The sequence below is a fragment of the Streptomyces sp. NPDC000229 genome, assembly GCF_040300825.1.
Classification (GTDB): domain Bacteria; phylum Actinomycetota; class Actinomycetes; order Streptomycetales; family Streptomycetaceae; genus Streptomyces.
Genome location: NZ_JBEPEL010000027.1, coordinates 1 through 14,838 on the forward strand (window position 1 = coordinate 1; position 14,838 = coordinate 14,838).

13 protein-coding genes and 1 riboswitch are annotated in these 14,838 nt (G+C 72.1%); of the genes, 10 read left to right on the plus strand and 3 right to left on the minus strand.

Going from position 1 to position 14,838, the window contains the following annotated elements; translation table 11 throughout:
• Positions 1-119: 119 nt before the first annotated feature.
• Positions 120-872 carry an SDR family oxidoreductase gene (locus ABT360_RS15955; protein ID WP_351815665.1) on the minus strand — a complete coding sequence of 251 codons (753 nt, stop codon included), beginning with the start codon at positions 870-872 and terminating at the stop codon, positions 120-122.
• Between the two features lie 169 nt (positions 873-1,041).
• On the minus strand, positions 1,042-3,369 hold the full coding sequence (locus ABT360_RS15960; RefSeq protein ID WP_351815667.1) for a chitinase C-terminal domain-containing protein: 2,328 nt from the start codon (positions 3,367-3,369) through the stop codon (positions 1,042-1,044).
• A 244-nt stretch (positions 3,370-3,613) separates the two neighbouring features.
• Positions 3,614-3,744: riboswitch (FMN riboswitch) on the plus strand.
• A gap of 217 nt (positions 3,745-3,961) precedes the next feature.
• Here ABT360_RS15960 and ribD point away from each other — a divergent pair.
• The 10 genes from ribD (at position 3,962) to ABT360_RS16010 (ending at position 12,614) form a co-directional block, all read left to right on the plus strand.
• Entirely contained in the window at positions 3,962-5,035 is a 1,074-nt protein-coding gene (gene ribD / locus ABT360_RS15965; RefSeq protein WP_351815821.1) for a bifunctional diaminohydroxyphosphoribosylaminopyrimidine deaminase/5-amino-6-(5-phosphoribosylamino)uracil reductase RibD, read from the plus strand.
• 2 nt (positions 5,036-5,037) lie between these two features.
• Entirely contained in the window at positions 5,038-5,646 is a 609-nt protein-coding gene (locus ABT360_RS15970) for a riboflavin synthase (RefSeq protein WP_351815670.1), read from the plus strand.
• Between the two features lie 56 nt (positions 5,647-5,702).
• Positions 5,703-6,278 (plus strand): nicotinamide mononucleotide transporter family protein, encoded by a 576-nt coding sequence (locus tag ABT360_RS15975; RefSeq protein ID WP_351815824.1) that lies wholly within the window; start codon positions 5,703-5,705, stop codon positions 6,276-6,278.
• Entirely contained in the window at positions 6,275-7,555 is a 1,281-nt protein-coding gene (locus ABT360_RS15980; RefSeq protein WP_351815673.1) for a bifunctional 3,4-dihydroxy-2-butanone-4-phosphate synthase/GTP cyclohydrolase II, read from the plus strand. The genes ABT360_RS15975 and ABT360_RS15980 overlap by 4 nt, the downstream gene beginning before the upstream one ends.
• A gap of 40 nt (positions 7,556-7,595) precedes the next feature.
• Complete coding sequence (gene ribH / locus ABT360_RS15985; protein ID WP_351815676.1) at positions 7,596-8,081, plus strand: 6,7-dimethyl-8-ribityllumazine synthase; 486 nt, start codon at positions 7,596-7,598, stop codon at positions 8,079-8,081.
• A 35-nt stretch (positions 8,082-8,116) separates the two neighbouring features.
• Positions 8,117-8,389 (plus strand): phosphoribosyl-ATP diphosphatase, encoded by a 273-nt coding sequence (locus ABT360_RS15990; RefSeq protein ID WP_031078175.1) that lies wholly within the window; start codon positions 8,117-8,119, stop codon positions 8,387-8,389.
• Positions 8,390-8,439: 50 nt separating this feature from the next.
• Entirely contained in the window at positions 8,440-9,288 is an 849-nt protein-coding gene (hisG, locus tag ABT360_RS15995; RefSeq protein ID WP_351815680.1) for an ATP phosphoribosyltransferase, read from the plus strand.
• A 60-nt stretch (positions 9,289-9,348) separates the two neighbouring features.
• The gene (locus ABT360_RS16000; RefSeq protein ID WP_351815683.1) at positions 9,349-9,801 is read left to right on the plus strand and encodes a PH domain-containing protein; all 453 of its coding nucleotides are present in this window, start codon (positions 9,349-9,351) and stop codon (positions 9,799-9,801) included.
• 234 nt (positions 9,802-10,035) lie between these two features.
• Complete coding sequence (locus ABT360_RS16005; RefSeq protein ID WP_351815686.1) at positions 10,036-11,376, plus strand: hemolysin family protein; 1,341 nt, start codon at positions 10,036-10,038, stop codon at positions 11,374-11,376.
• The gene (locus tag ABT360_RS16010) at positions 11,373-12,614 is read left to right on the plus strand and encodes a hemolysin family protein (protein WP_351815689.1); all 1,242 of its coding nucleotides are present in this window, start codon (positions 11,373-11,375) and stop codon (positions 12,612-12,614) included. Before ABT360_RS16005 ends, ABT360_RS16010 begins: the two co-directional genes overlap by 4 nt.
• A gap of 169 nt (positions 12,615-12,783) precedes the next feature.
• Here the strand turns inward: ABT360_RS16010 and ABT360_RS16015 are convergent, their stop codons facing one another.
• The gene (locus tag ABT360_RS16015) at positions 12,784-14,742 is read right to left on the minus strand and encodes an AAA family ATPase (RefSeq protein ID WP_351815692.1); all 1,959 of its coding nucleotides are present in this window, start codon (positions 14,740-14,742) and stop codon (positions 12,784-12,786) included.
• Positions 14,743-14,838: the final 96 nt, after the last annotated feature.

Below are 14,838 nucleotides of genomic sequence, written 5' to 3' on the forward strand. Positions count from 1 at the left end.
ATACGCGACCACCACGTCCTCCACGGCGCCCGCGGCCCGCGCGACCACCACGTCCTCCACGGCGCCCGCGGCCCGCCCGACCACCACGTCTCCCGCGACGCCTGCGACGCCTGCGCTGCCTACGACGCCGATGCGCTGAAGCGCCGCTCCAGGAACGCCTCGAACGTGCCCCTGCCCACCGCGTGCTCCGGCGTCAGGTGGCCGCCCGCCCGCATGCCCCGGTAGGCCGCGCCCACCAGCGGCACGCTCACCACAGGGCGGCGCCGCCCCGACGCCCGCAGGTAGGCGCGGGCCAGCTCCGGGAAGGACCGCACCTCGGGGCCTCCCATGTCCGCCACCCTCCCCGACGGCGCGCCCGCCGCCAGCTCGGCGAGGCGGGCGGCGACCTCCGTGACCTCGACGGGCTGATCGCTCACACCCGCCGGGAGCGGCATCACCGGCAGCTTGGCCACCGCCTCCAGCAGCGTCAGCACCAGGTCGTGGAACTGCGTCGTCCGCAGCACCGTCCAGCCGAGCCCCGACTGCTCGACCAGCCGCTCCACGGCCAGCTTCGTGCGGTAGTAACCGAGCGGCACCCGGTCCACGCCCACGATCGAGATGTAGACCAGGTGGCCGGCACCGGCCCGCCGCGCCGCCCCGATCAGGTTCCGCGCCGCCCGCTCGTCCCCGCCGCGCGGGGAGGAGGCGCAGTGCACGACGGTGTCCACGCCCGCGAGCGCGGCGTCCAGCGCCGTACCGCCCTCGCGCAGATCGACCGCGTACGGCTCCGCGTGCCGGCTCAGCACCCGCACCTCGTGCCCGTCCGCCCGCAGCAGGGCGACCACATGCCTGCCGAGCGTGCCGGTCCCGCCCGTCACCAGAATCGTGCTCATCGTCAGCTCCTCGTCGATGTCGTCCACTCTCGCCGAGGAACCGACGGACGACGACCCACGGAATGTGACATTCCGCCTGCCGCCGGCGGCCGTTCCGCCGGCCATGCCGAAGGGCCCCGGCGGCGGCAAGGGCCGTATCTGCGCCGCCGGGGCCCGTCCCGTCACCGGGTCAGCAGGCGCCGAGGTCCTGCCAGACACCCCATTCGCCGGTGGTGCCGGGCTCCTCGCCCTTGGTCCACCACTTCGCCTTCCAGGTGCGGGACGCATGGGACACCGTGGACCCGGAGCCGTACTCGGTGGCCGCGCTCCACGCGGGCACGGTGCACGCACCGGGTGTCGGAGTGGGCGTCGGCGTCGGTGACGGGCCCGTACCCGTGCCGGGCTCCACCACCGTCGTGCCCCGTGCCAGGTCACCGGCGAGCGCGTACGTCGTACCGCCGATGTTCACCGTCCAGTTCCACGGGGTGGACACCGGCAGGTAGTAGTTGAAGGACAGCTCCACCGACGCGCCCGGCGCCAGGGTCTGCCACGCGGGCAGCTTCAGCGAGACGCGGTGGAAGTCGCCCTTCAGGCCGCCCACGTTCGTGCCGGTGTGGTCGCTGCTGATCACCTTGGTCCCGAAGCCGGACTGGTCCGAGGCGTTGCCAGGGGCCGCCGTGGAGTAGTCGAACTGGAACTCCGTGCCGCCCGGCAGCGTGGTCCTCGTGTTGTTGGTGATCTTCACCTTGGGGGTGATCGGGTAGTTGGAGTCGCCGAGCTTGAACTCGCCGAACTCGACCCCGATGTTCACGGCCCTGGTGGGCAGCGCCTTGTTCGAGACCTTCGCGCCGTACGGCGTGGCCGCCTTGAACTTGTCGTACATCAGCGAGGTGAGCGTGGTGCCGGGCTCGTACTGACCCTTGGCCGCGTTCCAGCCGTAGTCACCGGCCAGCTCCCAGACCATCGTGCCGCCGATGCCCTTGTCGACCACGTAGTCGGCCTTGCGGGCCACCGACTGCTCGTCCTCCGTCGACAGGAAGACCTTCTTCTCCGCGTTCCACAGCCACGGCGCGACCAGCGTGGAGTCGTACTTGCGGGCGTAGGTGCCGGTCAGCCTGGTGTCCGCGCCGAAGCCGTACTTCGGCAGGTAGTCGCCGAGGACGCCCTTCTCCAGGTTCTTGGCGTGCCACATCGGGTTGGAGCCGGCCGGGGACTCCTTTCCGTTGTCGTCCTTGTCGTGCCACAGGTTGTCGATGCCGACCGCGCCGTCACCGCACTTGGTCAGGCCGGACCCGGCCGGACAGGTGGTCGCGGCCGCCTTGCCCCACAGGCCGTCCGTGCCGCCCTGCACGTTCTTGTGACCGCGGGTGTAGTACGGCAGGCCGATGTTGATGCGGCCGGCGGGCATGGAGCCGCGGAAGTAGTGGTAGGCCCAGTCGGTGTTGAGGTAACCGATGCCGCCGTACTGCTGGCTGCCGTAGACGTTCGCCGCCGCCAGCTCCGCGTCCTTGCCGTCGTCGAAGAGCGAGGCGTTGGGGCCGGCGTACTCGTTCCAGGCGCCGTGCAGGTCGTAGGACATGATGTTGACGTAGTCGAGGTACTTCTGGACCTGGAAGGTCTCCATGCCGCGCAGCAGGTAGCCGGAGGAGGGGGCCGCGACGGTCAGCATGTAGTGCTTGCCGTCGGCCGCGCCCGCCCGGTCCAGCTTCTCGCGCAGGGTCTTCATCAGCGCCGCGTAGCCCTTGACGAGCCCCGCGCGGCGGGCGTTGGAAACCGGGTAGTCGAGGGGGTTGCCCGCGTCCTTCATGGAGGTCGGGTACTCGTAGTCGATGTCGACGCCGTTGAACCCGTACTTCTTGATGAAGGCGACCGCCGAGTCGGAGAACGTGTCGATCCCCGCCTGGTTCACCGAGCCGTCGGCGTTGGTGGCCATCGAGTAGAAGCCGCCGGAGTCGACGCGCTTGCCGCTGTCGTCGAAGTACCCGCCCGTCTCGGCCCAGCCGCCCACCGAGATCAGCGTCTTGACGTCCGGGTGCTGCTTCTTGAATTTGTTCAGCAGGTTGAAATGCCCCTTGTACGTGTACGAGGGGTCCATCTCGGCGCCCGCCACACCCGGCCACGTCATGCCGGTCGCGGCGTTGTTCGGGCCGTCGGTGCCGACCGACAGCTTGTTGCCGGAGTCGATGTGCCCGAAGGCGTAGTTGATGTGGGTGACCTTGTCCCACGGGATGTTCGAGGCGAGGTAGGCGGGTGTCCCGTCCTTGCCGGTGCGCCAGCCGGTGAAGTAGCCGATGACGCGGCGCTGGTGGTCGGCGCCCATCTTCTCGCGGCCCTCGGTGTCGTACACCGAGCAGTACGGGACGGTGACGCCGGAGGTCTTGTACAGGCCGTCGGGGCGGCAGGATTCGTGGTCGGTGGCGGCGTGGGAGACGCCACCGGAGAGCGAGCCGAGCAGCAGACCGGCGGCGACGGCGCCGGTCGCGAGCAGCGTGGCTCGTCCGTGTGTGGGGGACAGCACGGTCGGTTCCTCCCGGGGAGGCTGAGGGGCACACAACGGGCAGGGGAAAGGCTCGTGTTGGGCCCTGGCGTGCGCACGCCCGGCGGGCCGTCTCCGTGGAGGTGACGCAGACATTAAAAGGACTAGACCAGGCGGTCAATAGGTCTGGACCAGTTTGGATGGTCCGGTCGTCCTGTGAGGCAGGACACAGCCTTCGCCCGCATGGGTGACGACGGGGCGTGGCACACTGGCCCTGTATCAGCAGCAGCGCACTCCGGGGTCGGTGTAATTCCGAACCGGCGGTTACAGTCCGCGACCCGGCCGCATCCAGTGGCCGGTTGACCAGGTGAAATTCCTGGACCGACGGTGAAAGTCCGGATGGGAGGCAGTGCGCGGCGGGTGACCCCTCCCTGGGGCGACCGGCCGTATGCCCGCTGGTCGCCGACGTCCGGTGACCCGTGTGGCCCGGCCTCGCGTCCCTCGTGCGGTGGTGTCGTTCCCGCTCTCTGTCGTCATCGACAGGCCCCGGAGTCCGCGCCCGAAGAGGCAGGAGGACCCGGTGGCCACCGCAGTGGACCCGACCGGCACGGCGGACGCGGCCGACGTCGCCGCCATGCGCCGAGCCATCGCGCTCGCCGCCCGCGGACTCGGCTCCACCAGCCCCAACCCGGTCGTCGGCTGCGTCATCCGCGACGCCTCCGGGCACGAGGTCGGCGCCGGCTGGCACGAGCGCGCCGGCGGCCCGCACGCCGAGGTCCACGCCCTGCGCCAGGCCGGCGTCCTCGCCCGCGGCGGCACCGCGTACGTCACCCTGGAGCCCTGCAACCACACCGGCCGCACCGGCCCCTGCGCCCAGGCCCTGATCGAGGCCGGGATCGCCCGGGTCGTGTACGCGGTCGGCGACCCGAACCCGCAGGCCACCGGAGGCGCCGCCACCCTGCGCGCGGCCGGCGTCGAGGTCGTCGCCGGGCTCCTGGAGGCCGAGGCCGAAGCCGGCAACGCCGCCTGGCTCACCGCCGTACGCCTCGGCCGCCCCTACGTCCTGTGGAAGTACGCCGCCACCCTCGACGGCCGCATCGCCGCCCAGGACGGCACCAGCCGCTGGATCAGCTCGCCCGAGTCCCGCGCCGACGTCCACCGGCTGCGCGCCGAGGCCGACGCGGTGATCGTCGGCTCCGGCACCGCCCGCGCCGACGACCCCCACCTCGCCGTACGCGGCGTCGAAGGCGCCGTCCAGCCACTGCGCGTCGTCGTCGACACCGAGGCCACCGCCGTCAGGCCCGGCGCCCGCGTCCTCGACGACGCCGCGCCGACCCTGATCGCGGTCGCGGAGGACGCCGAGACGGACCTGCCCGACGTCGTACGACTGCCGAGGGCGGACAAGGGCCTGTCCGTCCCCGCCCTGCTGGCCGCCCTGCACGAACGGGGCGTCCGCTCCGTACTCCTCGAAGGCGGCCCGTCGCTCGCCGGGTCCTTCGTCACCGCGGGAGCCGTCGACAAGATCGTCGGCTACCTCGCGCCGGTCCTCCTCGGCGCGGGCCCCGCCGCCCTCGCCGGCGCCGGGATCACCACCCTCACCGAAGCGCTGCGCCTCGACGTCACCGAGACCACACGCATCGGCCCCGACCTCCGTATCACCGCCGTCCCCGCCGTCCCCGCCACCCCCGCAACTCCCAAGGAGCGCTGAGCGTGTTCACCGGAATCGTCGAAGAGCTTGGTGAGGTCACCGCCGTCGAGAACCTCGGCGACTCCTCCCGCTTCCGCCTGCGCGGCCCCCTCGTCACCGAGGACGCCAAGCACGGCGACTCGATCGCCGTCAACGGCGTCTGCCTCACCGTCGTGGAGACCGCCGACGGCGAGTTCACCGCCGACGTGATGGCCGAGACGCTGAACCGCTCCAGCCTCGGCGCCCTCACCACCGGCTCCCGGGTCAACCTGGAGCGGCCCATGGCGGTCGGCGACCGGCTCGGCGGCCACATCGTCCAGGGACACGTCGACGGCACCGGCACCATCCTGGCGCGCACGCCCTCCGAGAACTGGGAGATCGTCAAGATCTCCCTCCCCGCCTCCTTGCGCAGGTACGTCGTCGAGAAGGGCTCCATCACGGTGGACGGCGTCAGCCTCACCGTCGTCGACGCGGGCCCCGACCACTTCACCATCAGCCTCATCCCGACCACCCTCGCGCTGACCACGCTCGGCATCAAGGAGCCCGGCGACCCGGTCAACCTCGAGGTCGACGTCATCGCCAAGTACGTCGAGCGGCTCGTCGGGACCCGGACCGGGGGGAACGCCCAGTGAACTGGCTCAACTCCGAGGCCTTCACCGCCTTCGGCCAGCACATCCTGTGGTCCGACATGATCGGCAACACGATCGGTCTGATCGCCCTCGCCCTCGGCTGGCGGCGCTCCATCCTCACCTGGCCCGCCCAGCTGCTGTCCGGCGTCGTCCTGATCGCCGCCTACGCCTCCGCGCAGCTCAGCGGCGGCGTCGGCAAGCAACTCCTGGTGATCGGCGTCGCCGCCTGGGGCTGGCACCAGTGGTCCCGGGGCAGGCAGCAGGCCCAGGACGGCTCCATCGCCGTCCGGTTCGCCACCTGGAAGGAGCGCGGACTGCTCCTCGCCGGCGCCGTCCTCGGCACCCTCGCGGTCGGCGGCCTCTTCACCCTCTACCCGTCGCTGTCCTGGAGCCCGTGGGCCGACGCCTACATCTTCGTCGGGACGCTCGTCGCGATGGTCGCCCAGGCCCGCGGCCTGGTCGAGTTCTGGTTCGCCTGGCTCCTCGTGGACCTCGTCGGCGTCCCGCTCGCCTTCAACAGCGGGCTGGCCTTCTCCGGCCTCGTGTACGTGATCTACTTCGCCCTCGTTCTGTGGGGCATGCGCGACTGGTGGCTCCGGACGCGCACTCCGGCTCTGGAAGGAACACCGGCATGACAGCGCTGACCGTGTGGGACGCCGCCGACCTCGCCCTCGACCCCGTCGAGCAGGCCATCCGCGACATCGCCGCAGGCCGCCCCGTCGTGGTCGTCGACGACGAGGACCGCGAGAACGAGGGTGACCTCGTCATCGCCGCCGAGAAGGCCACCCCCGAGATCGTCGCCTTCATGATGAGCGAGTGCCGCGGCCTGATCTGCGCCCCCATGGAGGGCGACGAGCTGGACCGCCTCCAGCTCCCGCAGATGGTCGGCGACAACACCGAGTCGATGAAGACGGCCTTCACCGTCTCCGTCGACGCCGCCCCGGTCCACGGCGTCACCACGGGCATCTCCGCCGCCGACCGCGCCACCACCCTCCAGCTGCTGGCGGGCGGCACTGCCGAGCCGGGCGACTTCGTCCGCCCCGGCCACGTGTTCCCGCTGCGCGCCCAGCCCGGCGGCGTCCTCGTGCGCAACGGCCACACCGAGGCCGCCGTCGACCTGGCCCGGCTCGCCGGACTCCGCCCGGCCGGCGCGATCGTGGAGATCGCCGGCGAGGACGGCGTCATGCTCCGCCTGCCCGAGCTGGTCCCCTTCGCCCGCAAGCACGGCCTGACGATCATCTCGATCGAGGACCTCATCGCCTACCGCCGCAGCAGCGAGCCGACCGTCCGCCGCGAGGCCGAGGTGCGGCTGCCGACCGCGCACGGCGAATACACCGCGTACGGCTACCGCTCCACCGTCGACGGCGTCGAGCACATCGCGCTCGTCCACGGCGACATCGGCGACGGCGAGGACGTCCTCGTCCGGGTCCACTCCGAGTGCCTGACCGGCGACATCTTCCACTCGCTGCGCTGCGACTGCGGCCCCCAGCTCCAGGCCTCCATGGAACGCATCACCGAGACCGGCCGCGGTGTCGTCGTCTACCTCCGCGGCCACGAGGGACGCGGCATCGGCCTGCTTTCCAAGCTGCGCGCCTACGAACTCCAGGAGCGCGGCCACGACACCCTCGACGCCAACCTGGAGCTCGGCCTGCCCGCCGACGCCCGCGACTACGCCGCCGGTGCCCAGATGCTCGCCGACCTCGGCGTACGCAGCCTGAAGCTGATGACCAACAACCCCGAAAAGGTCGACGCCCTCGTCCGGTACGGCCTCGACGTGAACGGCCGCGAGCCCATGCCCGTCCAGGCGGGCGAGCACAACCTCCGCTACCTGCGCACCAAGCGCGACCGGATGGGCCACGACCTGCCCTGGCTCGACGCCGCCGCCGGCGCGTCGCCCTGCAACAACCAGTAAGACCGAGCAAGCAAGAGCGAGCACCGAGGAGAGTACGTACGTGAGCGGCAAGGGCGCACCCGAACTGAGCGTGAAGAACTGCGGCGACCTCCGGGTCGCCGTGATCGCGGCGCAGTGGCACGAGAAGATCATGGACGGCCTGGTCAACGGCGCGCTGCGCGCCCTGCACGAGCTCGGCATCGACGAGCCGACCCTGCTCCGGGTCCCCGGCAGCTTCGAGCTCCCGGTCGTCGCCAAGGTCCTCGCCGGCCGCGGCTACGACGCGATCGTCGCGCTCGGTGTCGTCATCCGGGGCGGAACACCCCACTTCGAGTACGTGTGCCAGGGAGTCACCCAGGGCCTCGTCCAGGTCTCCGTCGACACCGGAGTCCCCGTCGGCTTCGGTGTCCTGACCTGCGACACCGAGGAGCAGGGCCTGGACCGGGCCGGCCTGGAGGGTTCGAACGAGGACAAGGGGCACGAGGCGGTCACCGCCGCCGTCGCCACCGCCACCACACTGCGCACCGTCAGCGAACCCTGGCGCTGAGTGCGCGCCGGGCACCCCGTACTCTTAGGACCATCATGGCGAACAAAACCTTCGAAGAGCTCTTCGCCGAGCTCGAGCTCAAGGCCAAGACCGGCGACCCCGCCACCTCCCGCACCGCCGAGCTGGTGGACAAGGGCGTCCATGCCATCGGCAAGAAGGTCGTCGAAGAGGCCGCCGAGGTCTGGATGGCCGCCGAGTACGAGGGCAAGGAAGCCGCCGCCGAGGAGATCTCGCAGCTGCTGTACCACGTCCAGGTGATGATGGTCGCCCGCGGGATCTCGCTCGACGACGTCTACGCCCACCTCTGAGCCCACCCCGCACCGAGAAACTCCTTTTTCACAGTTAGGAAGCCCACCCCATGCTGCGCATCGCCGTCCCCAACAAGGGTTCACTGTCCGGACCTGCGTCGGCGATGCTCCATGAGGCCGGCTACCAGCAGCGCAAGGAGTCCAAAGAGCTGGTGATGGTCGACCCGGAGAACGAGGTCGAGTTCTTCTACCTCCGCCCCCGCGACATCGCCATCTACGTCAGCTCCGGCAAGCTCGACATCGGCATCACCGGCCGCGACCTGCTCCTGGACTCCGGCGCCAACGCCGAGGAGATCCTCCAGCTCGGCTTCGCCCGCTCCACCTTCCGGTACGCCACCAAGCCCGGCACCGCGAGCGGCCCCGCCGACTTCGGCGGCATGACGATCGCCACCTCCTACGAGGGCATCGTCGCCAAGCACCTCGCCGACTTGGGGCTGGACGCCTCCGTCGTCCACCTCGACGGTGCGGTCGAGACCGCGATCGAGCTCGGCGTCGCCCAGATCATCGCCGACGTCGTGGAGACCGGCACCTCGCTGCGCAACGCGGGCCTGGAGGTCATCGGCGAGCCGATCCTGAAGTCCGAGGCCGTCGTCATCCGCCGCACCGGCGCCTCGACCGACGACCCGAAGGTGCAGCAGTTCCTCCGCCGCCTCCAGGGCGTCCTGGTGGCCCGCTCGTACGTGATGATGGACTACGACTGCCGTGCCGAGCACCTGGAGCAGGCCGTCGCCCTCACCCCCGGACTGGAGTCCCCGACGGTCTCCCCGCTCCACAACGAGGGCTGGGTCGCCGTCCGCGCCATGGTCCCCGCCAGGGAGGCACAGCGGATCATGGACGACCTGTACGCCCTGGGCGCGCGCGCGATCCTGACCACCGAGATCCACGCCTGCCGCCTCTGAGGCGCACCGTCCCCCCGCCCGTCTCCCGGCCCGAGGCCCGAGCAAGAACCGGTACGCCACATGTCCGACGCCCACACCCCCTCCCTGCCGGTCACCTTCCGGCCGACCCGCACCCGGGCCGTCCTGCTGAGCGTGGGCACGGTGATGTTCGTGACCATCACGGCCGTCGCGATGATGCTGGAGAAGCTCGGCCCGGGGGAGCGCGCGAGCTTCGTCTTCGTCGCGGCGCTCTTCTTCGGTGTCCTGGCGCTCCTCAGCCGCCCCAAGGTCGTCGCAGACGACGAGGGCGTCACGGTCGTCAACCTCACCCGGACACGCCGGCTGGCCTGGGCCGAGATCCTGCGGGTGAACCTGCGCGAGGGTGACCCCTGGGTCTTCCTCGACCTCAGCGACGGCACCAGCATGCCCGCCCTCGGCATCCAGCCCGGCATCGGCAAGCAGCAGGCCATCCGTGACGCGCAGGCGCTCCGCGCGCTCGCGGAGGCCCGCGGCACCGGCCCCGACCTCGCCTGAGCGACGGGCCCCGGACCGGGCATGTCGCCCGTATGGGCGCCGACCCTCTGCCCCACCGGAGGCAGGCGTGATTACTCTTATGGCGGTGGCGCCGAGCGCGCCACCGCCCCGCGCATACGGCAGCACACGCACCACCCGGCCGGCGGGGCCCCTGCGACCCGAGGAGTGATTCCCTCCAGCAATGGACGGATCGTCCGGTAGTACCTGCGCCGCCCCCTCCGAGGAGGCGGCGGCATGACCACCCCCCTCCTGCTGCTCGCCGCGGCATTCCTCCTGATCCTCGCCAACGGCTTCTTCGTGGCGGCCGAGTTCGGACTCGTCACCGTGGAGCGGGCGGACGCCGAGCGCGCCGCCGCCGAGGGCGACCGGCGGGCCCGTACCGTCGTCAAGGCCCTGCGGGAGCTGTCGTTCCAGCTTTCCGGCACCCAGCTCGGCATCACCATCACCTCGCTCGTCGTCGGCATGCTCGCCGAACCGGCGCTCGCACAGCTCCTCGACGGGCCCCTCACCGCGACGGGGCTGCGCGAAGGGGCCGTCTCAGGCGTCGCGGTGGCCATCGGCATGCTGGGCGCGTCCGCCGTCCAGATGGTGATCGGCGAGCTGGTCCCCAAGAACTGGGCCGTCTCCCGGCCCCTCCAGGTCGCACGGTTCGTCGCCGGCCCGCAGCACCTGTTCTCGTCCGCCTTCCGGCCCGTCATCACCCTGCTCAACGCCGCTGCCAACCGGCTCGTGCGGCTGCTGGGCGTCGAGCCCACCGAGGAGCTCGCCTCCGCCCGTACGCCCGGCGAGCTGGTCTCGCTCGCCCGGCACTCGGCGCGGGCCGGGGCCCTCGAACAGGACACGGCCGACCTCTTCGTACGGACCCTGTCGCTGGGCGGGCTCACCGCTCAGCACGTGATGACCCCGCGGGTGAAGGTCAACGCGCTGCGGACCGACGCCACCGCGGCGGACGTCGTCAACCTCACCCGCGCCACCGGCCTTTCACGCTTCCCGGTCTACCGGGACCGCATCGACGAGATCGTCGGCATGGTCCACCTGAAGGACGCGCTCGCCGTTCCCGCGGCCGAGCGGCTGCGCACGCCGGTGGGCCGGGTCGCCGTCCCGCCGCTGCTCGTCCCGGAGACACTTCCCGCCCAGGCCCTCCTGGAGCGGCTGCGCAGCGAGCAGCCGATCGCCGTCGTCGTCGACGAGTACGGCGGCACGGCCGGGGTGGTCACCCTGGAGGACATCGTCGAGGAACTCGTCGGCGAGGTCCGCGACGAGCACGACGCCGAGGGCGACGACCTGCCCGAACTGGCCGCCGTCCCCGCCGAGGACGGCCACGCCGCGTGGGAGGCCGACGGCAGCTGCCGCGTCCACACCCTGAAGCGGATAGGCCTCGACGTCCCCGACGGGCCGTACGAGACCGTCGCCGGGCTCGTCGCCGACCTGCTCGGCCGCATCCCGGCCCCCGGCGACCGGGCCGACCTGCCCGGCTGGCGCCTCTGCGTGCGGCAGGTGGACCGCTACCGCGCCGAGCGCGTCCGGCTGGTCCGCACCGCCGATGCCGGCGTCATGGCGGAGGCCGCCCGATGAGCGTGCTCCAACTCCTCTTCGCGGGCCTGCTCGTGCTCGCGAACGGATTCTTCGTGGGCGCCGAGTTCGCCCTCGTCTCCGTACGCCGCAGCCAGATCGAGCCGCTCGGCCCCGGCTCCAAGCGGGCCCGCCAGGTCCTGTACGGCCTGGAGAACCTGCCGCAGATGATGGCCGCCGCGCAGTTCGGCATCACCGTGTGCTCGCTCACCCTCGGCGCGGTCGCCGAGCCCACCGTGGCACACCTGCTGGAGCCGGTCTTCCACGCCGTGAACCTGCCCGAGGGCATGATCCATCCCCTGGGCTACGTCATCGCGCTGGCCGTGGTGGTGTTCCTGCACCTCGTCATCGGCGAGATGCTCCCGAAGAACCTGGCGATGGCGGCGCCCGAGAGGACGGCGCTGTGGCTCAGCCCCGGGCTGGTCGGCTTCGCCCGGCTGTGCCGTCCGGTGACGGCGGCGCTCGGCGCGTGCTCGCGGCTCGTCCTCAGGGCGTTCGGGGTCGAGCCCAAGGACGAGGTCGATGCGGTCTTCACCAGCACCGAGCTCGGCCGGCTCGTCGAGGACTCCCGACAGGCCGGGCTCCTCGCACCCGCCGAACAGGAACGGCTGGAGGACGCCCTGGAGCTGGGCAGCCGCCCGGTCTCCGACGTCCTCATCCCGCGTACGTCCCTGGTGACGGTCTCGCCGTCGGTCACCCCGGCCGAGGTCGAGGAGCTGACCGTCCGCACCGGCTACTCCAGGTTCCCGGTGTGCGCCGAGGGCGGTGGCGTCTTCATGGGGTTCGTGCACGTCAAGGACGTGCTGGACCTGGAGGACGCAGGCCGGGCCGTCCCGCAGCAGGTATGGCGCCCGATGGCCACGCTGCGGGCCGAGCTGCCGCTCGACGACGCCCTCACCGTGATGCGCCGCGCCGCCACGCACCTGGCGCAGGTCGCCGACGCGTCGGGCCGCATCCTCGGCCTGGTCGCGCTCGAGGACGTCCTGGAAATGCTGGTCGGCGAGGTCCGCGACCCCGCCCACCGCTCGGCGACCCCCCTGGTCCCGGCGGTCGCGACGGCATCCCCGGCCGCGCCCTCCGGCCCGGACGCGGACCGGGACCCGGCCGCGGGCGGGTCCCCGGCTCCGGTTTCGGGCGGGTCTCGGGACCCGGCTCCTCGGCCCGCTCCGCTCGGTGGCACGCCCCCGGCACCGGCCTCCACCGCCGACCCGGGCCCGGCCCAGGGCGTCCTCACGGCCTGACCGTCGGCGCGGCGCCGGCCGGCTCTGGCGCGGCTCCCGCGCGGGGCTTGCCGGCTCCCGCGCGGGACCGCCGCACAGCACCGGCCGGTACCGGTCGGCGCGTCTGCCCCGGCGTGCCGGGGGCGCGGAACCCGGCCGGGCCGCTCTTCCGGAGGACCCCCCCGACCGGTCAGTAGCCGGTGGGGCCGGATGCGCCCGGGGGACCCGGCGGGTCCTGCGGGCCCCGGGGTGCCGGGCCGCGGCCGGAGAGGACCTCGCCGTACGCCTGCATCAGGTCCGGCAGGCGCAGCGTGGCCAGGTCGTCGCGGCCGGGTGTCACCGTGTAGCCGGACAGCCGCAGATCGCGGTAGGCGCAGGACTTCTCGTACAGGGTGCGCAGGAACCGGCCGTTGCCCAGCTCGTCGATCCAGCCCTGCTCGACGACATGGGCGCTGATGGAGCGCAGCTCGTCGAGGGCCTCCTCGTCCCAGACGTCGTCGTTCGCCGCCGCCAGCACCTCGCCGATCGCGGTGAGTTCGAGCGGCCGGTACGAGGGGAAGTCGACCCGTGTGGTGAAGCGGGACGACAGGCCGGGGTTGGCGGCGAGCAGCCGGTCCATGCCCTCGGGGTATCCGGCGAGGATGACCACCAGGTGGTCGCGGTTGTCCTCGGCACGCTTGAGCAGCACCTGAAGCGCCTCGTCGCCGTACGCGTCGCCCTTGCTGTACCCGGAGTTGGACAGGGAGTACGCCTCGTCGACGAAGAGCACCCCGCCCAGCGCCGAGTCGATCAGCTCATTGGCCTTGACGGCGGTCTGACCGAGGAACTCGCCGACCAGGTCGGATCGTTGGGCTTCCACGAGGTGGTCGCCGCCGAGCAGGCCGAGGGCGTAGAAGACCCGGCCGAGAATCCTGGCGACCGTGGTCTTCCCGGTCCCGGAGGGGCCGGAGAAGACAAAGTGACGTTTCGGCGGCTGCACCGGAAGGCCCTGCTCGGCCCGCAAACGGGCCATCTCCAGCTGTGCCGAGAGCGCCTTGACCTGCCGTTTCACCGGATCCAGGCCCACCATCCGCTCCAGCTCGGCGAGCGCCTCGGCCAGCAGCGCCGGATCGGTGGGGCTCGCGGGGAACGCCGGAGGGCGCGGCCGGCCGGGGCCGGGCGCCTGCTCCCTTACACCATGGGCGGGAGCCGGTGGCTGAGCCGGCTGGCCCGGGGGCTGGCCCGGCGGTGGCCCGGGGGGCTGGGGCTGAGGCGCGTCGCCGCCGAGGCGGAGGACGTCGCCGGGCGGGGCGTCCGGCACGTCCGGGAGGTCCACGGCGTCCTGGCCCAGCCCGGCCAGCGACACGGTGGCCAGGTCGGCCGCGGGGTCGTCGGAACCGTCGAACCCGTCGTACTCGGCGATCGCGGCGAGCCGCGCCGCGGTGTCCATGAACGCCGGGTCGATCCGGTGCACCGCCCGGTACAGGGGGAGGGCGGCGGCGCTGCGGCCGGTGCCCTCGCGAGCGCGGGCCAGCCAGTAGCGCAGCTCCTTGCGCTGCGGCTGCTCGCTGCGGCAGCGCATCAAGGCGGCCGCCAGCAGCGGCTCGGCCTGCCCGTACATCTCCAGGCGGACCCGGGCCATGCCGCCGAACAGCCCGGCCTCGATGCCGAGCAGCGGATCGTTCACCAGCGGTTCTGTGTGGCGTACGAGCTGGTCCCAGTCCTTGACCAGGTAGGCCCGGCAGGCGTGCAGGAAGCGCACCTGGGGGTCGGCGTCGACGGGTGGCAGTCCGGCCAGGGCCCGGTCCAGCTCCGGAACATGGCGGCCGTCCAGCCAATGGGAGGCGTGCGCCAGCAGCAGGTCCCGAGGGGACTCCAGCACGGGCTGGACCCACCAGCCGAGCCAGTACCAGGAGTTCAGTGTCCGGCGGTAGCGGGCGCGCTGTTCACCGAAGCGGTCCCGGTTGCGGTACATCCGCAGCAGCGCGGTGGTGGTGTCGACGCGCAGCGCGTGCAGTCCGAGCCATCCGTCCGCCATGCCGGGATCGATCCGCACCGCCGCCCGGAACTCCTCCTCCGCCTGCGGATACGCACCCATGGTGTAGGCGTCCACGCCACGCAGCCAGGCCAGGTCGGCCGGGGCGTGCGTGCCCTGCGTGCCGATGTCCATCGGGTCCCCCACAAACCGTGTCCCCGTACCGGTCCGCCGGGCGGCCGCCCGCCGGAAGCGTTCCCAATCGCCCTCTCATGAACGGGATTTGACCGC